The sequence below is a fragment of the Vibrio sp. V30_P3S12P165 genome (assembly GCF_009904905.1).
GTDB classification, from domain to species: domain Bacteria; phylum Pseudomonadota; class Gammaproteobacteria; order Enterobacterales; family Vibrionaceae; genus Vibrio; species Vibrio fujianensis.
The window spans coordinates 50,781-74,610 of sequence record NZ_WXWH01000067.1 but is presented as its reverse complement, the minus strand read 5'-3'; the positions used below and the strand labels follow the sequence as shown (position 1 = coordinate 74,610).

At 44.8% G+C, this 23,830-nt stretch carries 16 protein-coding genes; 7 read left to right on the top strand and 9 right to left on the bottom strand.

Annotated features, from left to right (window positions below):
• The first annotated feature begins 764 nt into the window (after positions 1–764).
• The 5 genes from CAG57_RS13195 to CAG57_RS13175 all read left to right on the top strand — a co-directional run bounded on the left by CAG57_RS13195 (position 765) and on the right by CAG57_RS13175 (position 7,330).
• Positions 765–2,480 carry an ABC transporter ATP-binding protein gene (locus CAG57_RS13195; RefSeq protein WP_161427389.1) on the top strand — a complete coding sequence of 572 codons (1,716 nt, stop codon included), beginning with the start codon at positions 765–767 and terminating at the stop codon, positions 2,478–2,480.
• 99 nt (positions 2,481–2,579) lie between these two features.
• Complete coding sequence (locus tag CAG57_RS13190; protein ID WP_161427390.1) at positions 2,580–4,133, top strand: ABC transporter substrate-binding protein; 1,554 nt, start codon at positions 2,580–2,582, stop codon at positions 4,131–4,133.
• 227 nt (positions 4,134–4,360) lie between these two features.
• Positions 4,361–5,338 (top strand): ABC transporter permease, encoded by a 978-nt coding sequence (locus tag CAG57_RS13185; RefSeq protein ID WP_161427391.1) that lies wholly within the window; start codon positions 4,361–4,363, stop codon positions 5,336–5,338.
• A 2-nt stretch (positions 5,339–5,340) separates the two neighbouring features.
• Positions 5,341–6,279: an ABC transporter permease gene (locus CAG57_RS13180; protein WP_161427392.1), complete on the top strand. Its 939-nt coding sequence runs from the start codon at positions 5,341–5,343 to the stop codon at positions 6,277–6,279.
• A gap of 124 nt (positions 6,280–6,403) precedes the next feature.
• Positions 6,404–7,330 (top strand): SPOR domain-containing protein, encoded by a 927-nt coding sequence (locus CAG57_RS13175; RefSeq protein ID WP_161427393.1) that lies wholly within the window; start codon positions 6,404–6,406, stop codon positions 7,328–7,330.
• Positions 7,331–7,358: 28 nt separating this feature from the next.
• Here CAG57_RS13175 and CAG57_RS13170 read toward each other — a convergent pair whose 3' ends face one another.
• The 7 genes from CAG57_RS13170 to CAG57_RS13140 all read right to left on the bottom strand — a co-directional run bounded on the left by CAG57_RS13170 (position 7,359) and on the right by CAG57_RS13140 (position 16,899).
• Entirely contained in the window at positions 7,359–9,698 is a 2,340-nt protein-coding gene (locus tag CAG57_RS13170; protein WP_161427394.1) for a hypothetical protein, read from the bottom strand.
• A gap of 267 nt (positions 9,699–9,965) precedes the next feature.
• On the bottom strand, positions 9,966–11,534 hold the full coding sequence (locus CAG57_RS13165) for a hypothetical protein (RefSeq protein ID WP_161431078.1): 1,569 nt from the start codon (positions 11,532–11,534) through the stop codon (positions 9,966–9,968).
• On the bottom strand, positions 11,531–12,094 hold the full coding sequence (locus tag CAG57_RS13160; protein WP_099610844.1) for an ECF-type sigma factor: 564 nt from the start codon (positions 12,092–12,094) through the stop codon (positions 11,531–11,533). Before CAG57_RS13160 ends, CAG57_RS13165 begins: the two co-directional genes overlap by 4 nt.
• Entirely contained in the window at positions 12,091–13,146 is a 1,056-nt protein-coding gene (locus CAG57_RS13155; RefSeq protein WP_161428459.1) for a chromosome partitioning protein ParA, read from the bottom strand. Before CAG57_RS13155 ends, CAG57_RS13160 begins: the two co-directional genes overlap by 4 nt.
• A complete protein-coding gene (locus CAG57_RS13150; protein ID WP_161428458.1) occupies positions 13,143–14,483 on the bottom strand; it encodes a protein kinase domain-containing protein in 1,341 nt (446 codons plus the stop codon). The genes CAG57_RS13155 and CAG57_RS13150 overlap by 4 nt, the downstream gene beginning before the upstream one ends.
• A gap of 167 nt (positions 14,484–14,650) precedes the next feature.
• The gene (gene gorA, locus CAG57_RS13145) at positions 14,651–16,009 is read right to left on the bottom strand and encodes a glutathione-disulfide reductase (RefSeq protein WP_161428457.1); all 1,359 of its coding nucleotides are present in this window, start codon (positions 16,007–16,009) and stop codon (positions 14,651–14,653) included.
• A 50-nt stretch (positions 16,010–16,059) separates the two neighbouring features.
• Positions 16,060–16,899, bottom strand: coding sequence for a 23S rRNA (adenine(2030)-N(6))-methyltransferase RlmJ (locus CAG57_RS13140; protein WP_161428456.1), 840 nt, complete (start codon positions 16,897–16,899; stop codon positions 16,060–16,062).
• A 162-nt stretch (positions 16,900–17,061) separates the two neighbouring features.
• On the opposite strand from CAG57_RS13140, the gene prlC reads away from it, so the two are divergent.
• Together prlC and uvrD are read left to right on the top strand one after the other, a co-directional pair.
• Positions 17,062–19,104, top strand: coding sequence for an oligopeptidase A (gene prlC / locus CAG57_RS13135; protein WP_161428455.1), 2,043 nt, complete (start codon positions 17,062–17,064; stop codon positions 19,102–19,104).
• A gap of 118 nt (positions 19,105–19,222) precedes the next feature.
• The gene (gene uvrD, locus CAG57_RS13130; protein WP_161428454.1) at positions 19,223–21,397 is read left to right on the top strand and encodes a DNA helicase II; all 2,175 of its coding nucleotides are present in this window, start codon (positions 19,223–19,225) and stop codon (positions 21,395–21,397) included.
• A gap of 750 nt (positions 21,398–22,147) precedes the next feature.
• On the opposite strand, the gene CAG57_RS13125 is transcribed toward uvrD, so the two are convergent.
• Both CAG57_RS13125 and rarD read right to left on the bottom strand, forming a co-directional pair.
• A complete protein-coding gene (locus CAG57_RS13125; protein ID WP_161428453.1) occupies positions 22,148–22,798 on the bottom strand; it encodes a LysE family translocator in 651 nt (216 codons plus the stop codon).
• 26 nt (positions 22,799–22,824) lie between these two features.
• Positions 22,825–23,721 carry an EamA family transporter RarD gene (gene rarD / locus CAG57_RS13120; protein WP_161428452.1) on the bottom strand — a complete coding sequence of 299 codons (897 nt, stop codon included), beginning with the start codon at positions 23,719–23,721 and terminating at the stop codon, positions 22,825–22,827.
• Between the last annotated feature and the right edge of the window lie 109 nt (positions 23,722–23,830).

The window sequence follows — 23,830 nt, the reverse complement described above, 5'->3', positions numbered from 1 at the left end:
AAAGATAAACGACGCTCAGGAGCAATACCTGAGTAAAAGGGTGGATCAATTTTGATTGATCGTTTTTAAGCTAAAAGTGGATCAGTTTTCGGTGATCGTTGACAATAATGAGAGTTCTAATTTTTTACAATCAGAGTTTTTATTTTTGAAATTATGCATAAAATCAAAGTACTCACAGCAATGCGCATAGATAAAGAGAAAAATAACGTATTTTTCTTGAGTCGTGCTGTTTTCCGATTTAACCCTAGTGTTTACTCCGTCTAATACGCTTTATTTTGTTGTTATTTTGGTGCTTGTCTCTGTCTATTTCTATTTTGGTGGTTTTTTAATTGGCATTCATGCCTTTTTTGTGGAGAGTTGTTTCTTTGTTGTTAATGCTGGAGCTGGTCAGGATTTGAAATAATATTCCGGTGAATTATTTTTTGAATGCTTTTTCATTGAATACAAAATACAGATGCACTTGGTTCTGTAGCGACTATGATGGATTTTTAATCAGTTGATCGACCATTATTATATCTTTGTTTTATGCATATTTATTCGATTAAGCTGCTTTGTTTGGGGATTTTATCGAGTTTTTATCCTTTGATTGTTGCTTTTATGTGAGATTTTTGACACATTGATGAGCTTGTAAATAGCCAGCAGATTGTACTGTGTTGGTAGAAAGGAATCATTATTAGGTTTTGCACAATTACAATGTTCACTTTGTAGTTGTGTGAGGCTCAGACAGGGCAGTATTGTGCCAAAGCAGTTGAGGTCTGGTTTACATGTCACTTTTAGAAGTTAGCAATCTACGTATTGAATATCCGTCACGTCACGGTGTCCACGCGGCAGTCAAGTCATTAAGTTTTAATATTGAGCGTGGTGAAATTGTTGGTGTGGTCGGTGAATCTGGTGCTGGTAAGTCTACAGTAGGCAACGCAATCATTGATTTATTAAGCCCTCCCGGTACGATTGCTGGAGGGGATGTATGGTTAGATGGTGAGAAAATCTCAGGTTTGTCCCCTGAAAAAATGCGGCAAGTTCGCGGCTCAAAAATTGGATTTATCTTTCAAGATCCGATGACCTCATTGAACCCATTATTTACAGTTGAACATCAGCTGACGGAAACCATTCATGCCAATATGAAGGTTAGCCATCAAGAAGCTTATCAACGTGCTTTATCTCTCATGCAACAAGTGGGGATTCCTCAGCCAGAAAATCGTTTAAAGCAATACCCTCATCAGTTTTCCGGCGGAATGCGTCAGCGTGTGGTGATTGCGATTGCGCTAGCCGGAGAGCCGGATTTAATTATTGCTGATGAGCCGACCACGGCTTTAGATGTCTCTATTCAAGACCAAATATTGTCACTGATTCGTGAGTTATGTAAAAAGAATAATGTTGGCTGTATGCTGGTGACTCATGATATGGGGGTGGTGTCTAATGTGACAGATCGGGTTGCTGTCATGTATCGTGGTGATTTAGTCGAGTTTGGCCCAACGGCGAAAGTATTAGGCGATCCCGATCATCCTTATACCCGTAGTTTGATTTCAGCGGTGCCTCGCTCTGACACTAAATTAGATCGCTTTCCTCTCGTTAGTTATATCGAAGAAGCCAGTGAGTTGGCCCCGTTAGATATTAAGCATCATTGGTTAGGACAAAATCAAGATCAGCGTGCTTATACCGGGCCACTGTTGAACGTCGAGCATGTTAACCTTCGCTTTGTGACCAAAGATTCTTTATTTGAAAGCCGCCGTGAATATGTCCAAGCATCCAATAATGTCAGTTTTCAGGTTCATGAAGGGGAAACCTTTGGGCTGGTCGGCGAGTCTGGTTCAGGTAAGTCGACCATAGCACGTGTGATTGCTGGCCTTTACCAACCGAATGAAGGGCGGGTGACTTTTGAAGGGATTGACCTAACCGGACTGAAGTCAGAAAAGCAGCGTCGTCCTATGCGTCGTCAGATGCAGATGGTGTTTCAAAACCCTTATACTTCAATGAATCCGCGCATGAAGGTATTAGATATTATTGCTGAGCCCATCCGCTTTCATAAATTGACCGACAATGAGTCGCAGACTCGACAAATTGTGAATGATTTATTGGATTATGTCGGGCTCGGACGTATGGCGGGGCTGAAATATCCTCATGAATTTTCTGGTGGACAGCGGCAGCGCATTTCGATTGCCCGAGCTTTGGCCACTCGCCCTCGATTATTGATTTGTGATGAACCGACCTCAGCATTAGATGTGTCCGTTCAAGCGCAGATCCTTAACTTGCTGAAAGATTTACAACAAGAGCTGAATTTGACCATGTTGTTTATCAGTCACGATTTGCCTGTAATTCGACAAATGTGTGATCGGGTTGGAGTGATGCAGATGGGGACACTATTGGAAGTCGCTCCAACCGAGCAGTTATTTAATAGCCCGCAGCATGAATATAGCAAGCAATTGATTTCCTTGATGCCCGAGTTTACCGGGTTAAGAGAAAAGGCAGAAACAGCCTAGTTGGTGGTTTCGTTCCATTCCATATCCAGTGGAAAAAGCACATATCAATACCAGTACAATAACATTAGGGATATAAATTCCCGCATAAGGAGTTATGCAATGATAACCTTGAAAAGCAAGCTGACCTTAGCCTTGATGGCGGCAGGATTGAGTTTTTCACTCAGTGCGGCGCAAATTAAAGTCGCCTACAATTCAGATCCCGTGTCGATGGATCCTCATGAACAGCTTTCCGGGGGAACGCTGCAACTGTCACACATGGTGTTTGATCCGTTAATTCGTTTCACGCAGGAGATGAAGTTTGAGCCGCGTTTGGCTCAATCTTGGCAGCGTTTAGATGATGAAACGATGCGCTTTACTTTGCGTCAAGGGGTAAAATTTCACTCGGGTAACCCGTTTACTGCCGATGATGTAGTATGGACGTTTAATCGTTTAAAAGAGTCAGCCGATTTTAAAGGTATTTTTGAACCGCTTGCATCGATCACCAAGGTCGATGACTACACAATCGATATTAAAACCAACGGGGTATATCCGTTGATTGAAAACGTGGCGACCTATATTTTCCCGATGGATAGCAAGTTTTATACAGGGAAAACGGCCGATGGCAAAGATAAAGCCGAAATCGTGAAACATGGTTCTTCATTTGCCTCAACCCATGCATCAGGAACCGGGCCCTTTATTGTTACAGAGCGTGAGCAGGGAATTCGTGTCGAATTTACTCGGTTTGCTGATTACTGGGATAAAGACAGCAAAGGTAATGTTGATCAATTGACACTGGTTCCAATTAAAGAGGCGGCTACGCGAGTTGCGGCTTTATTATCTGGTGGGGTTGATATGATTTCTCCTGTTTCCCCGAATGATTACCAGCGTATTCGCGATGCTAAAAATATCGAGCTGTATACCATGCCCGGTACCCGAGTTATCACTTTTCAATTGAACCAAAATAGCCATGAAGCCTTGCGTGATGTGCGCGTGCGTCAAGCGATTGTTTATGCGATTAATAATCAAGGCATTGTTGATCGAGTAATGCGTGGTGCAGCGACCGCTGCTGGGCAGCAAAGCCCTGTCGGTTACGCCGGTTATAACGAGAGCCTCAAACCACGCTTTGATCTTAAAAAAGCCAAACAATTGATGAAGGAAGCAGGGTATGAGAACGGTTTTACTCTGACTATGATGGCCCCGAATAATCGTTATGTGAATGACGATAAAATTGCTCAAGCCGCGTCAGCCATGCTGGCTCGAATTGGCATCAAAGTCGATTTAAAAACCATGCCTAAAGCACAATATTGGCCAGAATTTGATAAATGTGCGGCAGATATGTTGATGATTGGTTGGCATCCTGACACGGAAGATTCAGCCAATTTCTCCGAGTTTTTAACCATGACACGTGATGAGCAAACGGGCAAAGGCCAATATAACTGTGGTTATTACTCTAATGCGGACGTTGACTCTTTGGTTGAGGCATCGAATGTTGAAACGGATTTAACCAAACGTAACGCGATGCTGAAAAAAGTAGAGAAAATACTTTATGATGAGGCTGCTTTTGTCCCGCTTCATTGGCAAGACCCTTCTTGGGCGGCGAAGAAAAACTTAGAGCTAGCACCGATCATTAATGGTATGGATTTCCCTTACTTTGGTGATTTGGTGGTTAAATAATCACCCCATTGATGCGAGTAAAGTGATATTAAATCGGAGAACAAGAAGTAATAGAAGCGTTCGTTACCTCTTGTTTTCTCCTGCATCGTAATGCGTTTATTAAAAAATACACCGTTGACCTTGTCGAGCTTAATTTTTATTCAGCCGGATTAAGTATGTTATTAAGGTTGAAGCGTTTTGGTGTGCGAGTTGTGCACCATCATCATGGATAGTTTAAGGGGCAGGGAATGTTTTCTTTTCTGGTCAAACGCCTATATCAGGCAGTAATAGTGATGTTTGTCATCAGTTTGGTGGCATTTGCAATTCAAGATAACCTAGGCGATCCGCTACGTGAATTAGTAGGGCAGTCCGTTTCAGAGGCCCAGCGACAAGCGATGCGTGATGAGTTAGGGCTCAATGATCCCTTTTTAGTGAAATACACTCGTTTCTTAGGGGCAGCCGTTCAAGGAGATTTAGGGACGTCCTACTTTTTTAAGCGCCCTGCTGCTGAGGTGATTTTAGACAAGTTGGTGGCCACATTAGAGCTGGTGTTTGCCGCGACATTGATTATCATCGCCCTTTCTATTCCTCTTGGGGTTTACTCGGCTATTCATCCTAAGCGATTGTTTTCAAAATTGATTATGGCCGGAAGCAGTGTCGGTATTTCTATACCGGTATTTTTAACCGCTATTATGTTGATGTATGTCTTTTCGATTGAATTAGGCTGGTTGCCTTCTTACGGACGAGGTGAAACGACACGTTTATTCGGATGGGAATCGGGTTTATTCAATCTCGATGGCTTGCGTCACTTAGTGTTACCCAGTATTGCTCTCGCCTCGATTATGTTGCCACTTTTTATTCGTTTGGTCCGCTCAGAAATGCTTGAAGTATTGAGTTCGGAATACATCAAATTTGCTAAAGCCAAAGGCTTAGCGATGAACAAAATTTATTTTCAACACGCGTTAAGAAATACGCTATTACCAGTGCTCACCGTCGGTGGGGTACAGATAGGGACAATGGTGGCGTACACCATTTTAACGGAAACTGTTTTTCAATGGCCAGGTACCGGTTTGCTCTTTTTAGAGGCGATCAACCGGGTTGATACCCCATTGATTACTGCTTATGTCATTTTTGTTGGGCTGCTTTTTGTGGTCACCAATACCATCGTCGATTTGCTGTATGGGTTGATCAACCCAACCGTTAATGTAACCGGAAAAGGGGCGTAATCATGACTTCGACAACAAGTACGCCTTCAGTTTGGCAGCGTTTTAAACAATCGGATTTTTTATACTACTTTCTGCGCGATAAAGTGGCGATGGTCAGTTTTGCCTTTTTTATGCTGTTTCTCGCCATGGCATTAACTGCGCCTTTATTAGCACCAACCAACCCTTACGATCTGGCCTCCATTGATATTATGGACTCAGAATTGCCGCCTGTTTGGTTAGAGGGCAGTGATGAGCGTTTTCTACTGGGAACCGATGAGCAGGGGCGAGATATTTTATCGACGATTTTGTATGGCTCCCGCCTTTCTTTAACGATTGGATTTTTAGCGGTCGGTCTTCAGCTCATTCTTGGTATCGTCATTGGATTATCGGCTGGTTATTTCGGTGGGCGAATTGATAGCTTCTTGATGCGTTTTGCCGATATTCAGCTCTCTTTTTCCACCATGATGGTGGCAATCATTGTTTCCGCTATCTTTAAAGCCAGTTTTGGTGGTGAGTTTTATAGCCAATACGCAGTTGTCATGTTGGTGGTGATCATTGGTATTGCTGAATGGCCACAGTATGCTCGAACGATTCGAGCATCGGTACTGGCAGAGAAGAAGAAAGAGTATGTCGAAGCGGCACGAGTGATGGGGTTCAAGTCGCTACGGATTATGTTTCGACATATTTTGCCCAACTGTTTATCACCAATCTTAGTCATTTCAACAGTACAAATTGCCAATGCGATCATGTCGGAAGCGGCTCTTTCTTTCCTCGGTTTGGGCTTACCGGTGGATCAGCCATCGTTAGGGGCGCTCATCAGTATCGGCTTTAAGTATATTTTCTCTGGTGCTTGGTGGATTACCGCCTTCCCGGGACTGGTTTTGATTAGCCTAGTGTTGGTGATTAACCTGCTCGGTGACTGGTTACGGGATGTTTTTAATCCAAAAATTTATAAAGGGTGAGGCTGGTCGGTTGATTTTACCGCCATAAGCCACCTACACTGAGAGTCGTAAGCAATTACGGCTCTTTTTTTGCATGTATTTTGCACCTGAAGCCATTGATGCTGTCACTATAGTAGGGATAACTATGGATATAAGAGTGGTTACGATAGCTAGAATCATCCATCGAACTTTATTAAGCCTATCTTGTTGCGCGGTTTCTTTGGGCTCGTTTACCGTATTTGCTCAGGATTTTCTCTGTGATGCGACCCAAGCGGCCAGTGATCAACTTCCGGTTCTCGATTCATCATGTCCAATTGGGCAAGGATTGTGGGGGAATACCTTACCTAAAGGTCAAGATTCCAAATTCTGGATTCAGTGTGGCTTATTAGCATCCCCCTTATCGGTGGAGCAGGCGAAAGTGCTCTATGAGAAAATATCGACAGACGTATGGATGAAGCCTGAAAGTACCGGTATTCGTTGCTTAATCGGGCCTTATCATGATTATACATCTGTGCGTAAAGAACTGACGGCAGTGCGCCACTTGGCTGGCTATCAAGAAGCCTTTCTGCGTGAAGTGAGCAAAAAAAACGGAGCACAACGTCCGATAACTCAAACCCAACCCAAGCCAATATCTCACCCGCCTGCTACGCTAGAGCCAATATCGCCAGCAATACAGCCACTGAAAAAAGCATCAACGACCAAGCCCAAAAGTAATGCCATTGTGATTCGTCATCAAACATCATTCAATGGGCTAACCTATGCGATTCCCTATACCGCATCAGAGAAAGTGCAGTTTTATATGGAACATAATCAGGCTTGGAACCGCTTGAATTATAGCGGCTCAAAAATCATGTGTGAGAGTCAAGGCATGCGCTTAGTGACTGAAGACGAATGGCAACAGTTGCTGAGTTCAAAAGTGATGGAGAAAGAACAATGGCCGATGTATTTGCCCTATTGGGGAGCCAATAATAAAGGGTTATTTACCAGTGGGAAAATGACTAATTTGAACGGTCACTCTCTGCTTAGTGTGCTTTGTGTGAAATCAATGACCAATGGCAAAAGCCCCGGTTGACGGGGCTTAATGAAGGAGCGATTAATGCCTATTCGTGATTGCCTTTTCCTGTCCAGGTCATATTGAATTTGATGGCTTCAATATACTCACCTTGGTTGGCTTTTACTTTGCCGATAAAGCTATAAACGCCGCCTTTGCTTAATTCCGGTAGGTCGAAATCAATCGCTGCGTGCACAATGTGATTTTCTGTTTTTCGATAGCACTCAAGTGAGGTACCCCATTCGTTACCCGAATAAACACCGTAAGACTTATAAATTTCGCCTGTATTATAATCGGTGGTTTCAGTGACTAGCTGTGGTCCGTGAATGATAAAGTACTTATAAAACTCTTCTGCATCCTGGCAAGTGAAATCTTGGTCTGGGAACTCTAAAATTAAGTTCGCATCCATCGCATTTTGATCGTCAGGATTGGTATTTTTCCGTAACGATAAAGAGACCCTACCTAACGCTTCTACGCCTTCTTGTTGTGTCGGTAACATCATAGGAAAAAAGCGCTTTTCTGGGCCATCATTCGATTTGATTTGAATTCTCGCTTCAGCGTCTGACTGACGACGAAACAATGTGTAACGCTCGGTTCCTTCGTCAGATGACCAAGTTAAGGTTTTTGCGCCTGGGGCGATATCATCAGCGTCTGTAATCGTTAGTGTGACTTTTTCTTTATGATCTCCGCTGCCGAAGGTTGCAATCAATTGCTCGCCTTGAACTTGATAGGTGCCGTTATACCAAGAACGATTGTCGAGAGCGCCACACTGGGTTAAGTTGTCCATGGTGCGGTAATTACCCGAGATTTTACCGTTTTCAAAATGCAATGTATCGCACCAAATCCGTTCATAAGGCAGTTTAGTTGTTGCCGTACCGCCTCCGTGTTCAAGACGATACCAAGTGGTGGCTTCTAAAGGATGCTTGAGTGATGGCGGGGCAATCCCTTCTTTTACCTCTGGTAGAATAAAGGTTGTCGAGCTTTCTGCCCCTTGGTCATCTTTGACCTTAACTGTAAAAGTTTGACCTGCTGGAGAGGCTTGGCTTGGGGTGCCACGGAGCGTGATCATTGGGCTATCAACATCAGCGATGGTTAATCCTGCAACCTGTACGTCACCGCCCCAATAGCTCACGATTTGGCCATCGGTATCGCTAAATAGCGCGCTGATATCAATCGATTGATCAAACGCTTCCCCTTGTTGCAGATACCAAGCATCGATCTGTTGCTGTAATGTCTCTTTTTCAGTTGGGTTAATAACGGGGGCTTGATTTAGCGTGGTCACTTTTAAGTTCAGTTGTACCCGCACTTGACCTCGCTCTGCCTCTTGATCGTCCTTATCCGTAGCGACTAAGATCAGGTAAAGATTATCTTGCGCCTTGATCTCACCGTTTGAGCTGAGAACCAATTGCTGATTGATAATCTTCGCGCTCAGTCCTGAAGCCACTAAATTCGGCTCTAATTCAACCTCAACAGTTGTTTGGTCTTTATCACTAAATAAGTTCGCGATAGAAAACGCTTGGTCAGCAAAGGTGTCGCCTTGTTTGAGATTTAGATTGGCAAAATCGGCCTCAAGTTTACCCTTAACCTTTTCACTTACCTGTAGTTTATGGTTGGTAACTACCTTAGGGGCGAAACCACTCTCGGCATTTTCATTATCATTAATAATCACCGGACGTTGATTGACATCCTTGATCTCTGTGTCGTCCATGTTACCGACGAGTTGCGCGGATTTTTCGGCAAATTGCGCCGCATTTTTTTCATAGCTCGCTGGGTTGGCGGCTTTCGAGTCAGTGAGGATCTGGGCTTTTTTATGTAGCTTAGGATTTGTTTTGGTAAAGTCGCTTAATAGTTCAGCTTGGTTATCCAGCCCTAAAGTGTTAGCAACGGTTTGTTTCGCTTGAGTGAGGTCGCTGGTCGGATCGTTTTTCATTGCTAGCACGATCAAATCGGTGATTGGCGAAATCACCTGCTGCTGTGCCTCAAGGGTAGGGGCGCGCAATACCACTTCATGGGCCATGGCTTGAGCGGGATGGTCCATATCAATGGTGTATTTACCGGCATAAGCCGCATTTAGGTTAGCCAAACGGCGCTGCACCGCCCCACCAGGGGTCAAGGTTTGTACGGCTAACTGACCTTTGAGTTGATAGTCAGCCGGTAATTCCAATTGACCACTTTGGTTAGTTAAGCCAAATACATACTCATTATCATCGAATTTGCCGTTTTTATCCGCATCGTCAAAGATCACCGCTTGATAAAAGTGACCATCAAGGGCGGTGATTAACACTCCCGCGGCACTGGGTGGTTGATTGGTGTTGTCCGAGCTGTCAGAGCCACCACATCCAGTAAGCGCCATAGCGACTGACAATGCGAGTAAACTGATTTTATTCATTATAGTTAGGTTCCAAATAATACACTTAAAAATCAATCTCTTGTTACTAATTTGTAAGTAAGAGAACGAAGATGAATTCGTTTTTACTGATTTTTGATATAAGTATCAAGGAACGAAAAAGCGCAGAAAATCCGTAAAATTTATTTTATTTTTTTACTTCACTGATATTGAGCATTTTTGAGCAAGCAATTTGAGCGGCATGGTTAAAGAGAAAAGGCTAGATATAAGGAAAACGAATAACGTGCATCTTGAGAACGATCGATACCATCAATCGATGGGCGCGTGATAAATCAGATTGATGGCAAACTTCTCTAACAAATGGGCGTATTCAGGACGAGGATAAAGAATATAGGTATAAATTTTTCCGTCCAAAGGAATATCTTGTGCGGTGAACTCATGATCAAAATAGAGAGCGGTGCGAGTTTGGCTCCGTAAATACTCACCACAGAGCGGGGGATAGTTTCCTGCCCGATCGCCACTTTCGCTGATCAATGGCACATTGTAGTGGGTTGGGCCAATTAAGCTAGCGTAAGCCCAATAGGGCTCAACATCTCGACAAAATAAACTCTTGGTCGGGTGAAAAACATTAAGGTCTGAGTCTGCCGGTTGGTAATAGTTCGGCTGTGCGTTGCGTACGTTGTATATATAGTTGAACAGACCGATTGGATAATACTGCTGTTGTTCATTAAGCATTAAGTAGTCAAAATTTAGACCTTGATAGTGATATTGCCCCGTATGCACATTGAGACGAGCTTCGGCTCCGATGCGTTGATCAAATAAGCTATAAGTTTCTTCGGGGCCATTTTCGTTGCTGGTCACCTGGTAAAGCTGCATCCCCGGATAATAGTTGGATGAATAACGGTAGCGAAACCGCCAAGTTGCTGTTTTATCGCTAGGAAAGTGTAAATGAATCTGCTCATCTTGTTGCTGATAAGTCGCCACAATGTTCATCTCATTGAGTTGGGGGCAGCGTTGTCGATCCGAACTCGCGGCATACCACACGTGGCCTTGTTTGAGTTCAAAAATTTCACATTGTAAGACATAAAAAGGGTAACGTTGTCCCGCGATGACTCGTGTGGTATGAATTCGGTATAGAGGTTGGTTGAGTAGTTGTTCGCTTATGGCAGGAAGCGGTTTGACATCGGATAACTGAAAGTGAGCTGCGACCCAGCGATGCTCTTCCGAGTCTAATTCATCGCGGTTGTCTGTCGCTAAGATAGTGAGCATGAGCGGGTTTTCTTGACGGTCTGGTGAGCCAGATATCGTCAGTTGATTGGAAAAGAAGAGTTTGAGCGCTTGGCTGTTGAATTCTACCCGATAGCTCAAGGAGTCACCTTCCGGATCAATAAATAGTCCATCGACAGCAATCGAATAGTTTACCATTGTCCCTTCTTGTAAGATCCAGCTCGCCAACTCTTGCTGCAATTGTTGATAGTACCGTGGATCAACATAAGGAGGATGATTGGTTTTCGCTTGGGTTTTTAAGTGCGGCGGCCTTTGGGGTGCGCCAGTATCTGGTGCTGCGTACAAGGTCGAAAGAGGCCATTCTTCGCTTGTCGCTAGCGAGTCTTGATTGATGGTCTGAAGGCGTTGATTTGTTTTATTTAGAGTAGAGTCTACGTCTAGAGTAGAGTCTACGTCCTGATGGGTGTGGTTAGTTGAGTGACTGCGATCACGGTTCGGTAAGCGTTTCCACGACTCACCCGCGAGCTTTGTGTGCTTTGTTTGATTCATCCTTGATAGTGCAAGAGGATCAGCTTGGAGAGTGTCGTGAGGCCATTGCCAACCAACCAACATCAATAGCCCCAGCACGATCAGCGTGGCTCGATACTTCATTGATCACTCATCCGCATTTGTAACCAGCTGTGAGCAAACTTGAGATCTTTTTCAATTAAGCTAGCGCTACATTCGAGTAACTGGCTGATTTCAAGTGTTTTCATTCCAATAAAATATTTCAACTTTAAAGCGTTCGATTGTCTTGGGTAGCGAATAGTAAAGTGATCCAGCGTTTTGTCCAGCAGTACCAGTTGTTCGAAATGAAGTGGATGGGGTACGGAATACGACATGGTTGCTTGCCTTTTTTTTGCTTGTGCAGCGCGAGCGTGATCAATCAATATTTGTTGCATCACTTTGGCTGCCAGCAATAAAAATTCACGCTGATGTTGAATATCTTGTAAATTGGCTTGTGCGAGTTTGATATATGCATCGTGTACCAGTGCGGTTGTATTATGTAGATGATCTTCTTGGATGGCATGATCACCATATTTGGCTATATTTTTGCGGCGTTCTTGTGCGGCGATTTGGCGCAGTTGCTGATAAGCTAACTGATAAAGTTGTGCTTCTGCCTCTTTATCACCTTGTTGCCAACGGCATAAAATGTGTGTGAAAGAATTCATGATTTTAGCTGACCATCATGTTGTTTAACGAATTCACTCGCGTGTAAGAGGCGCAATTTTTCCATCCCAGCATCATCCAAAAACTTTTGTTGTTGAAAGCGGTAAAGCACACCGAGATCCCAATTTTTTCCAGCCGGTTGATACTCCCAACTAACCCACTGGCGACCTAAGTCTGGGTCATACCAGGTCACCGTGGTATTGAGTTGGGCTAGTTGCGCATAAGGTTCTGGGTTATCACGCCACCACATCGCGCGAAACTGGTCTGAAATATCTATACGATAAAGCGTTTCTTGTGTAGGGCACTCATGTTGACCAGTTGGTCCGAGCCGGATGGCTTGCGGTGTGATCAACAAGCAACGGTATTGCATCGTTTGTGCTTGGTAAAGGGTTTGTCGCCAAATGCCAGAGAAATCGATTTTATCGCCCTTATCTAATGGATAAGTAAAGGCTAACGTTTGCTCTTGGTTAAGGTGTGAAACATGTTCATTACGACCTAATCCTTGAATTTTTTCGATCAAAAGCTGTGCTTCAGGATCAAAGCTCAGTGCAATTGTGCGATATTTCCAGTCTCCCTCATCGTCATGATTTTCAATATAAAAACCGCTGAGATCATTAACAGTACAGCCGGTCAGAGCGCAACCCAATAACCCTTGGTGATTTTCGAAAGGCTGTAATGGTTCGGTAAATGGTGTGCTGATCGACTGACGTACGTCTAGAGAGCAGTTTTGAAAATAATCACCGGGAGACGGATATTGAGTTATACCGTGCTCATGAATGGAAAAAATAATGCGCCCAATAGGAGGCTGGTAACCGGGATGAATTTGGCGATCAAGATCTTGTAAGCATAATTTACCACGCCAATCGCGCTTTTTTATGATCGTATTGACCAGCTTCTCCCCCTGAGATTGATAAATGACGGTTGATGAGAAGAGATTAGGTAAAGCGGATTCATTAGCTTGACCGGCATAGGCCTGATTGTGCAGCGATGCTGTCAGCGCTAGTAGTAAAGCGATGTATACAGAATGATTAAGCGATAACATATAATGCGTCATGATGAACAGTTCACGGTGCGACAATTTAAGGTTAATTTTTGTTTATCAGGTGTTGGGGTCATTAAGGCCGTCAATAATTTTTGTTTGATATGATGTGGTATCTCGGGGTTGGTCAATAGCTGTCGGCGAGTGATGTCTAACATCCCTTGTACACTTAAGGTTTCAGCTTGACCATTTTGAGTATGATACATTAGTTGAGTTAATTGTAATAACATCTGTTCCGTGACGCGCTGCTCTTGCTCTAACTGACGATTTTTTTCCAGCAAAGTATAAGTAAACACGAGTCCCATAACCATTAACGATAAGCTAAGTAAACTGACCATAGGGCGACGCTTGACAAAGCAGCGCATAATATAGAATGGCTCAGTGGCTTTTTGCTTAATGGGATGGTGAGTCAGTAGCGCCTCAATATCTTGTCTAAGTTCTCCGACGTTAGAATATCGCGCACAGATATCATCTGCCGTGGCTTTATGAATGACGAATGGCAGTTCTTGACCAATCGCTTGTCCGGTCAGTAAGTGTGCTAATACTTTTCCTAATGAATAGAGATCACTTTGTTGAGTTAAATAATCGCCCCGTTTTTGTTCTGGGCTTGCATACTCGACACTCAATGCTTTGAAGGTGAAGTTTTCATCCTTCTTGTGGCTATGTTGTAATTTTTGAGTCAAGTTAAAGTCGATCAGTTTAACTTGATGGTGGCGAGTGACTAAAATATTTTCGGGTTTAAGGTCTGCATGTAAAATTTGATGATGATGAGCATGTTCCACGGCACGGCAGAGATCGTTAAACAGCTTTAGGCGTTGTTGTAGGCTTAAATGATGTTGTTGAAGGTGTTGATCTAGAGGCAGACCATCAATCCGTTCCATCACAATATACACTTGGTCATTGTATACGCCCCCGTCAAAAACTTTAGCTATCGCCGGGTGATCCAGTTTAGCGAGTAACTGTGCTTCGGCAAACAGTGCTCGATGGCCTAATAACTGGCTCATTTCTGGTTGGATAAATTTGATCGCTAACTGTTGCTCAAACGTGTTATCTGCACGGTGAGCGGCATACACAACTCCCATTCCTCCTCGGCCAATTTCTTGCGTTAATTGGTATTTATCAATTTGCTGGCCAGTATAATTTGGAGTGGCTTGATGCCACGTTACTGCATGTGTTGCTAAGACTTGGCTTAAGGAGAAATCTTGTTGGTTTGATGACGCCACTAATGCACGCAGGGCTTGATAGCCTGGTTCATCATTTATTTTTAGTTGCTTAATCCATTGATCTTGTTCTCTTTCAGGAAGGTCAAGATAGTGATAAAAATACTGAGTGATTGATGAAGTCGTATGCACTTTGTGTTTTATTTTTGGGTCATGAGATGCGCTAAGGCATTTTGAGGAATGATAGCGCAATCAATTCGATACTGAATATGGCTAACACCGCTGTCGTTTTATTGGGTTAGACACAGAAAAATAGCGGGCCAGTTAAGTGGCTCGCTATTATAAGGATAAGTTATTGATTACCCTCGCATAGTCACAAATTCCTCACTGCCGGTTGGATGAATGGCGACAACAGAATCGAAATCAGCTTTGGTTGCGCCCATTTTTATGGCCACGGCAAACCCTTGGATCATTTCGTCGACGGTATAACCAATGCCGTGTAAGCCTACCACGGTTTCTTCTGGGCCTGCGCACACCAGTTTCATTTTACAAGGCTGGCGATGTGACGTGACGGCGGTGTACATGGCCGTAAAGCTAGAGGTATACACTTTGACCTGTTCTTCGCCATATTTAGCCATGGCATCGGGTTCACTTAAGCCGATGGTGCCAATCGGCGGGTGGCTAAACACCACTGTCGGGACTAAATCGTAATCCATTTTCGCTTCGGGCTTGTTGTTAAATAGGCGTTCAGAGAGTTGGCGTCCCGCTTTGACCGCCACGGGGGTGAGTTCTATACCGCCTTGCATAATATCGCCCACGCAGTAAATGCCTGGCACATTAGTGTTTTGGTATTGATCGACCTTGATATAACCTTGTTCTGTGGTTTCAACACCGGTTGCGGCTAGGTTAATTTGATCGGTTGCGGGGTGGCGACCAATCGCCCAAATCAGGGTATCGACATTTTGGCTATCGCCATTTTCTAAGTGCAGCGTAAGGCTACCATCGGCTTCTTTGACCACTTCTTTCGGTATGGAATGCGTATGCAGGGTTGGGCCTTCGTTTTTCATCACTTCGGTTAAGGTGTCGATCAACATCGGGTCAAAGCTGCGCAGCGGGGACTCTTTTCGTACAAAAAGGTGGGTTTCGGTTCCCAACGCATGTAGAACGCCAGCGATCTCGACCGCAATATAGCCAGCACCGACGACGGCCACACGCTTAGGTTGCTCGGTTAATTCAAAGAAACCGTTTGAGTCGATACCGTATTCGGCACCGGGAATGGTTGGAATGCTCGGGCGACCACCCACAGCGATTAAAATATGATCGGCCGTGTACTGTTTGCCATTCACTTCAACGGTTTTTTCATCAACGAAACGAGCAAAACCACGAATCACGTTTATTTTGTTGTTACCTAATACGCGGTCATAGGATTGATGAATACGGCCAATGTACGCTTGACGGTTTTTGATCAGTGTCGACCAGTCTAAGCCTTTTACGTTCACATCAAAGCCGTAATCTTTGGCGTAAAGATGGAGTGCTTCGGCAATTTGAGCGCCATGCCACATCACTTTTTTCGGTACACAACCGACGTTAACACAAGTGCCGCCGAGATCTTTAGCTTCAATCAATGCGACTTTAGCGCCATACATGGCCGCGCGGTTCGCCGAAGCGATACCGCCACTACCGCCACCAATACAGATATAATCAAAATGTGTGGTCATTACTTTCTCCATTATTCTTTTTGAGTGCTACTTGAATAGATTGGGTCAGTTTATTCTGGAACAACCCACTCCACTTTAAAATGTCCCGTTACCGGTGCGATGGCCTGTTTTAGAAACGGTAGTATTTCTTGCATTTCACTTTCCAATTTCCATGGCGGGTTAATTACTATCATTCCGGAAGCGGTCATACCACGTTCATTGTTATCTGGAGCGACACCCAGTTCAATTTGCAAAATCTTACGAATACCAAGGTTGGCTAAGCCCTCTAATATGTCATCAATATCACAACGATTAACCACCGGATACCAAATCGCATAAATACCCGTTGACCAACGTTTATGGCTTTGCGCGATGGCTCGCACCACATCACGATACTCTTTAGCCAGTTCATATGGGGGATCGATCAGCACTAAACCGCGGCGTTCTTTAGGGGGTAAACTGGCTTTTAAGCGGGCGAAACCATCTTCTTTATAAATAGAAACTTGGCGATCACGCTGAAACTCTTGTTCAAGCAATGGATAGTCACTTGGGTGTAGTTCCGTCAATACCATGCGGTCTTGTGGGCGCAAGTGAGCACGTGCCACACGCGGTGAACCTGGGTAATAGCGTAGTGTATCGCCATTATTAAGCGCTCTGATGGCGTCCAAGTAACTTTCAATGGCATAAGGCGTTACATTTTGTTGCCAAATGCGCGCAATGCCTTGTTTATATTCACCGGTTTTTTCTGACCATTCGTGGGTTAGGTCATAACGGCCAACTCCAGAGTGGGTATCATGGTAGACAAAAGGCTTGTCTTTTTGCTGCAAGGCATTGAGGATAAGGCTTTGCACAATATGTTTTAATACATCGGCATGGTTGCCAGCATGAAAGCTGTGACGATAACTTAGCAAAATAAACCCTCAAAACACTCAAATTGAGCGTCGGTTGTGAATCAAAAATGTTGACTGATTATACGCCACTATTGAAATTTGCTGAACCTACCTATATTTACTATTTCATCGCTGCAAAATATCTAGGGTCAACAGACCTTAGTCACTCAAAAGGAATGTTTTATGTCTAATCCACTTCTCACCTTTACGGATTTACCCCCGTTTTCTGCCATTAAGCCCGAGCATGTAAAGCCAGCGGTTGAGAAAGCGATTGAAGATTGCCGCACTCAAATCGAACAGGTGTTGCAAGATAATCGTCAACCCACTTGGGAGAGTGTGATCGCTCCGATTGAAGAAGTGGATGATCGTTTAAGTCGTCTTTGGTCGCCGATTAGCCACATGAATTCGGTGCTAAATAGTGACGAATTGCGCGACGCGTATGAAAGTTGTCTACCACTGCTGTCAGAATATGGCACATGGGTTGGGCAACACAAAGGCCTATTCGACGCTTATAAAGCGATTAAAGCCAGCCCTGAGTTCAGCCAGTTGAGCCGAGCGCAACAAAAAACCATTACCGATGGACTGCGTGATTTTGAGTTATCCGGTATTGGTCTGCCTGCTGCCGAGCAAAAACGTTATGGTGAAATTAGCAAGCGAATGTCGGAACTTAGTTCCAAGTTTTCCAATAATGTGTTGGATGCGACCATGGGCTGGACGAAACATATTACTGATGCTGAGCTGTTGGCCGGTATGCCTGAATCGGCATTAGCGGCGGCGCAAGCGGCGGCAGAGGCCAAAGGGCTTGAGGGATATCTGTTAACTTTGGATATGCCATCTTATCTCCCGGTCATGACGTATTGTGATAACCAAGCATTACGCAAAGAGTTGTATCAAGCGTATGTGACTCGTGCTTCTGACCGCGGCCCGAACGCAGGGAAATGGGACAACAGTGAAATCATCGCTGAGAAGCTCAAGCTGCGTTATGAAATTGCAAAAATGCTTGGCTTTAGCACTTACAGCGAAAAATCTCTGGCCACCAAAATGGCAGAAACGCCGGATCAAGTCCTCAGTTTTCTCAATGACTTAGCGAGCAAAGCTAAGCCGCAAGGAGAGCGCGAAGTGGAAGAACTGCGTCAGTTTGCTGAGCAAGAGTATGGCGTAACTGAGCTTGAGCTGTGGGACATTGCTTATTACAGCGAGAAACAAAAACAGCATCTATTTGATATTTCTGATGAAGAGCTGCGCCCTTATTTCCCAGAAGCTAAAGTGGTCAGCGGCCTATTTGAAGTGTTGCAGCGCGTATTTGGTATGCGTGTGCAAGAGCGTGAAGGGGTGGATACTTGGCATCCATCGGTGCGCTTTTTTGATATTTTTGATGGTCAAGATCGCTTGCGGGGCAGTTTTTATCTCGACTTATACGCTCGTGAGCATAAACGTGGCGGCGCATGGATGGATGATTGTCGTGGCCGTCGTATCACCCTCAGTGGTGAACTGCAAACACCGGTGGCTTATCTCACCTGTAACTTTAACCGGCCAGTCGGGGATAAACCGGCCCTGTTTACCCATGATGAAGTGGTGACACTATTCCACGAATTTGGACATGGTATTCACCATATGTTAACGCAAGTCGATGTGGGCGCGGTGTCAGGCATTAATGGTGTACCGTGGGATGCCGTCGAGCTGCCTAGCCAGTTTCTAGAAAATTGGTGTTGGGAAGAAGAGGCGCTAGCCTTTATCTCGGGCCATTACCAAACCGGAGAGCCGTTACCTAAAGCGATGCTGGATAAAATGTTAGCCGCGAAAAACTTCCAATCTGCGATGTTTATTTTGCGTCAGTTAGAATTCGGCTTGTTCGATTTCACCCTGCATACCACGTATGATCCTGAAATCGGCCCGAAAGTGCTGGAAACATTAGCGGAAGTGAAAAAGAAAGTTTCCGTATTGCCGAGCCTAGAGTGGAACCGATTCTCCCACAGCTTTAGCCATATTTTTGCCGGTGGTTATAGCGCAGGATATTATAGCTATTTATGGGCAGAAGTGTTATCGGCGGATGCTTTCTCTCGTTTTGAAGAAGAGGGTATTTTTAATGCGGAAACCGGGCAGAGCTTTTTAAATCACATCCTAGAGATGGGTGGCAGTGAGGAGCCGATGGAACTGTTTAAACGCTTCCGTGGCCGTGAACCACAAATTGATGCCATGTTGCGTCACGCCGGAATTGTCGCATAATTCACGCGGAAAAACCTTACAAGGGGAGCCATAGCGCTCCCCTTTCTTGTCATTTGGTTATCCCTTCGTTTAAGAGTATAATCGTGCAAAATATGTATAAATAACCAGTAGCCTAGCCATGATGGATCCTTCTCTTTTACTCGACGGTCTCAATGATAAACAGCGTGAAGCGGTTGCCGCGCCACTTGAAAATCTGCTTATTCTCGCGGGGGCGGGGAGTGGTAAAACTCGGGTACTGGTGCATCGTATCGCTTGGTTAATCTCGGTGGAGCGTGCCTCTCCCTTTTCGATTATGTCGGTGACCTTTACCAATAAAGCGGCGGCAGAAATGCGCGGGCGCATCGAAGCGCTGATGATGGGCAGTGCGTCGGGCATGTGGACGGGCACCTTTCATGGCATTTGTCACCGTATTCTCCGCGCTCATTACCTGGATGCTAAGCTACCGGAAGATTTTCAAATCCTCGATTCAGAAGATCAACAGCGTTTGTTGCGCCGCTTGATTAAAGCGCAAAATCTGGATGAAAAGCAGTGGCCTGCCAAGCAAGTGTGCTGGTGGATTAACGGTAAAAAAGATGAAGGGCTGCGCCCTCGCCATATTGATGCTTATCGAGATCCCGTTACCCAAACCTATTTACAGCTCTATACCGCCTACCAAGATGCGTGTGATCGGGCGGGGTTGATTGATTTTGCGGAAATATTACTCAGAGCGCATGAACTGCTGCGTGATAAACAGCATATTCGCGAGCATTACCAAGCGCGTTTTAAGCATATACTGGTCGATGAGTTTCAAGACACCAACAACATTCAGTATGCATGGCTACGAATGATGGCGGGCCCGGATTGCCACGTCATGATCGTTGGAGATGATGATCAATCCATTTATGGTTGGCGTGGAGCAAAAATTGAGAATATCGAAAAATTCACGCTGGAATTTCCGAGTGTGAATACCATTCGCCTTGAGCAAAATTACCGCTCCACCAAAACCATTTTGCAAGCGTCCAACGCATTAATCGCCAATAACACCGAACGTATGGGCAAAGAGTTATGGACCGATGGCAGTGAAGGTGAACCGATTTCTGTCTACTCCGCGTATAACGACTTGGATGAAGCGCGGTTTGTGGTGAGTAAAATTAAAGAGTGGCAGGATAAAGGCGGGGCATTGAATGACTGTGCAATGCTTTACCGCAATAACGCCCAATCACGGGTGTTGGAAGAAGCGTTGCTGCAAGCAGGATTACCTTATCGTATTTATGGTGGAATGCGCTTCTTCGAACGGCAAGAGATCAAAGATGCTCTCAGTTATTTACGCTTAATGGCCAACCGAAATGATGATTCGGCCTTTGAGCGAGTGATCAATACCCCCACCCGTGGTTTAGGTGATAAAACCTTAGAAACGGTGCGCTTTGCTGCGCGGGATCGGGGCTGCACCTTATGGGAAGCCTCGCTTGCTCTACTCAATGAGCAAGTACTGACGGGGCGGGCTGCGGGAGCTTTGGGCCGCTTTGTTGAGCTGATTAATGCACTAGAAGATGACAGTGCAGAAATGCCGCTCCATGTGCAAACCGATCATGTGATCAAAACCTCCGGTTTGTATGCCATGTATGAGCAAGAAAAAGGTGAAAAATCCAAAGCCAGAATTGAAAACTTAGAAGAGCTCGTCACCGCCACCCGTCAGTTTGAAAAACCGGAAGAAGCGGAAGAGATGAGCCTACTTACCGCTTTCTTAACTCATGCAGCATTAGAGGCTGGGGAAGGGCAAGCGGATGAGTTTGATGATGCGGTGCAACTGATGACCTTGCACAGTGCGAAAGGGTTAGAATTCCCACTGGTCTTTATGGTGGGGGTTGAAGAGGGCATGTTCCCGAACCAGATGTCGGTTGAAGAAGCGGGGCGTTTAGAAGAAGAGCGCCGATTGTGCTACGTAGGCATGACCCGTGCAATGCAAAAGCTCTACATTACCTATGCGGAAATTCGCCGTTTATACGGCCAAGATAAATACCATAAACCGTCGCGCTTTATCCGAGAATTGCCTGAGCAATGTTTGGATGAAGTGCGAATGAAAGCGCAGGTGAGTCGTCCGGCAAGCAGTGGACGCTTTAGTGCTACCGCAGTAAAAGACAATTTTAACGAAACCGGGTTTAGCCTTGGCGCACGAGTCCGGCATCCCAAATTTGGTGACGGTACCATTATCAACTTCGAAGGCAGCGGCCCACAAAGCCGAGTTCAAGTCGCATTTAATGGCGAAGGGATCAAGTGGTTAGTGACCGCTTATGCCAAATTAGAAAAAGTGTAGTCGCTTTCAGCAATAGTGCGGTGAGGTTCCTGGGTATCGCTGATGCTGAACGATCAAGTTTTAGCTTGAGAGTAAAAGGTTGATAACCGACAGAAACGTGGGATAACGAATAAAAGAAAACCCCGCGGGCAAAGCCCTGCGGGGTTATGGTCTTACTCGCAGCAATCCAGCTACTAAATAAGTGCTCCCTGCATCGATTCCTTGATAGTGTGCTATTCCTTCAGCGTAATCCGTTCATCGCCTTCCTAGCGGTGTCCTCGATCATCCTGATCTGCTAACCATCCTGTCAGCGCACATTACTTGTTCCTTGAGCAGTGTCCTTGACATCATCCTGATGTTTCGTCCATGCCTCATCCTGAGGTGTCCATTGCCATTCCATTGTCGTTACCGTCCTAGTAACGATTGAGTCCGTTCAATGTCCTTTCGCTTTCCTTGCCGATTGTTTGTCCTCAACAACCGATCCTTCATCCTGAAGAGTACTATCCTTAGTGATTCCTTTTCCCTGTCAGCATCCTTCCGACACATCCAATATCGCGTATTTGTTTGAACCATACAAGAGCTGAAAAAGGATATGTTTATCTATCTGCGGTATCTTTTACTTTTATGTTATTTTAAATCAACATGTTATGTTTTTTCTTTCGGTTTTTATCAGTATGGAAAGCGTGATTTACTTACCTGTTTGTGCGAGATCTCTTACAGCGAACCAAGGTGATTTACTGCTGATACAAGATCATTTTTTAGTCTTAAATGCTATGCGGTTACGCTAACGAGTGCTTGGTACAGAATAATCAAGCCAATGATGCTAAAAATAACGCCACAGAGCGCATCGATATAACGGCTCGTTTGTTGTAATCGACGTTGCAACCTTTCGGTGGAAAGCATCCAAGCGAGTGAGGCAAACCACAGCAATGAGAGTCCCCATAGAATGACCAGCGCTAAGCTCTTGCCTTGCAGGGACATGTCGGCGGGTACTAAGGTCGACATTAAGCTAATAAAAAAAATCAGGGCCTTGGGGTTTAAAATATTGGTAATCAACCCACGAGAAAATGCCTGACGTTTGTTACTCAGCAATAAAGCGGGATGGGCTTGTTCGGTTGTAGCTTGCCCATGTTGTAAGGTATATCGTAAGGCATGAAAGCCGAGATAAAGTAAATAACACCCTCCTGCAAGCTGTAAAATCGCAAACAAAACGGGGTGCTGATGAACTAAGTAACTGACGCCTGTCAAGCTCAGGAGTGAATGAAGAAAAATACCACATGACAGTCCAAGTGCGATAAATAGACCAGTTTTGCGTCCGTACCGTGTTGCGTTTTGGATCACTAATGCCACATCCGGCCCAGGGCTCATTAAGGCGATGAAATGGACGCTAGCAAGCGTAAAGAGTAGGCTGATTTCGTTCATAGTTAAGTCTGATAAAAAATGATCATCTAATGGCGTCTGCGGTTATAGACGGCAGCATCAAAGGTAAACACCAGCAATGCCCCCCAAATAAATAAAAAGGTTACTGCTTTATCACTCGAAAAGGCTTCGCCATACACCATTACGGCTAATAAAAACATAAAACTGGGTCCAATGTATTGGAAAAAACCGAGTGTGGAGAGTTTCAGCCGAGTGGCAGCACTGGTAAAGCAGAGTAAAGGAAGGGTCGTTATGAGCCCCGCACTGACGAGTAATAGATTTAAATGCCAATTATTCTCGGTCAGTGAACTGGTGGGCGAGTCTGCCAAAAAAAATAGATATAAAGTGGCGATAGGCAGCAGGACTAAGGTTTCAATAAATAAACCGCTTTGCGCCCCCACGGCCACTTTTTTGCGTAGTAAGCCATAAAGACCAAACGTTACCGCAAGCGCTAACGCTACCAGAGGAATAGAGCCAAATAAGATTAATTGAATACCGACGCCAATCGCGGCTAACAACACGGCAAACCATTGCAGTTTGCGTAGCCGCTCCCCTAGAAACAGCATCCCGAGAAAAACGTTTAAAAGTGGATTAATGTAATACCCTAAACTGGCGTCCAGCATATGGTTAGAGTTAATCGCCCAGATAAAAATTAACCAGTTTCCCCCTATCAGCAGTGAGGTCAATAGCAAATAGAACAGCTTATTTTTTGACTGGAAAACATCGACTACGGCTTTCCATTGGCGACTAAAATGTAACAATGCCGCCAATAAAAAGAAGGACCAGATGATACGGTGGCTAAGGATTTCAAGTGGTGATACTTGATTAAGCTGTTTGAAATAAATCGGGGCAATACCCCATATGGTATAGGCACTGAGTGCGAATAAAATGCCTTTCTTGGCTTCTTTTTGTTGTTCTTGTGTCATGCTTTACATCTCGCTGAGTACGCAACCATGAATATTGCGAATAGGTCGCCAGTATAGCGTGTAAATCAGATTCCTCGAACATTTTGCGGTTTTATTCACCGCCAAAGGG

Coding starts and splice junctions, on each gene's coding strand:
- CAG57_RS13195 (WP_161427389.1), top strand. CDS start 765: ATGTCACTTTTAGAAGTTAGCAATCTACGTATTGAATATCCGTCACGT.
- CAG57_RS13180 (WP_161427392.1), top strand. CDS start 5,341: ATGACTTCGACAACAAGTACGCCTTCAGTTTGGCAGCGTTTTAAACAA.
- CAG57_RS13165 (WP_161431078.1), bottom strand. CDS start 11,534: ATGAAGTATCGAGCCACGCTGATCGTGCTGGGGCTATTGATGTTGGTT.
- CAG57_RS13125 (WP_161428453.1), bottom strand. CDS start 22,798: ATGAACGAAATCAGCCTACTCTTTACGCTTGCTAGCGTCCATTTCATC.
- gorA (WP_161428457.1), bottom strand. CDS start 16,009: ATGACCACACATTTTGATTATATCTGTATTGGTGGCGGTAGTGGCGGT.
- prlC (WP_161428455.1), top strand. CDS start 17,062: ATGTCTAATCCACTTCTCACCTTTACGGATTTACCCCCGTTTTCTGCC.
- uvrD (WP_161428454.1), top strand. CDS start 19,223: ATGATGGATCCTTCTCTTTTACTCGACGGTCTCAATGATAAACAGCGT.
- CAG57_RS13175 (WP_161427393.1), top strand. CDS start 6,404: ATGGATATAAGAGTGGTTACGATAGCTAGAATCATCCATCGAACTTTA.
- rarD (WP_161428452.1), bottom strand. CDS start 23,721: ATGACACAAGAACAACAAAAAGAAGCCAAGAAAGGCATTTTATTCGCA.
- CAG57_RS13160 (WP_099610844.1), bottom strand. CDS start 12,094: ATGAATTCTTTCACACACATTTTATGCCGTTGGCAACAAGGTGATAAA.
- CAG57_RS13185 (WP_161427391.1), top strand. CDS start 4,361: ATGTTTTCTTTTCTGGTCAAACGCCTATATCAGGCAGTAATAGTGATG.
- CAG57_RS13190 (WP_161427390.1), top strand. CDS start 2,580: ATGATAACCTTGAAAAGCAAGCTGACCTTAGCCTTGATGGCGGCAGGA.
- CAG57_RS13170 (WP_161427394.1), bottom strand. CDS start 9,698: ATGAATAAAATCAGTTTACTCGCATTGTCAGTCGCTATGGCGCTTACT.
- CAG57_RS13155 (WP_161428459.1), bottom strand. CDS start 13,146: ATGACGCATTATATGTTATCGCTTAATCATTCTGTATACATCGCTTTA.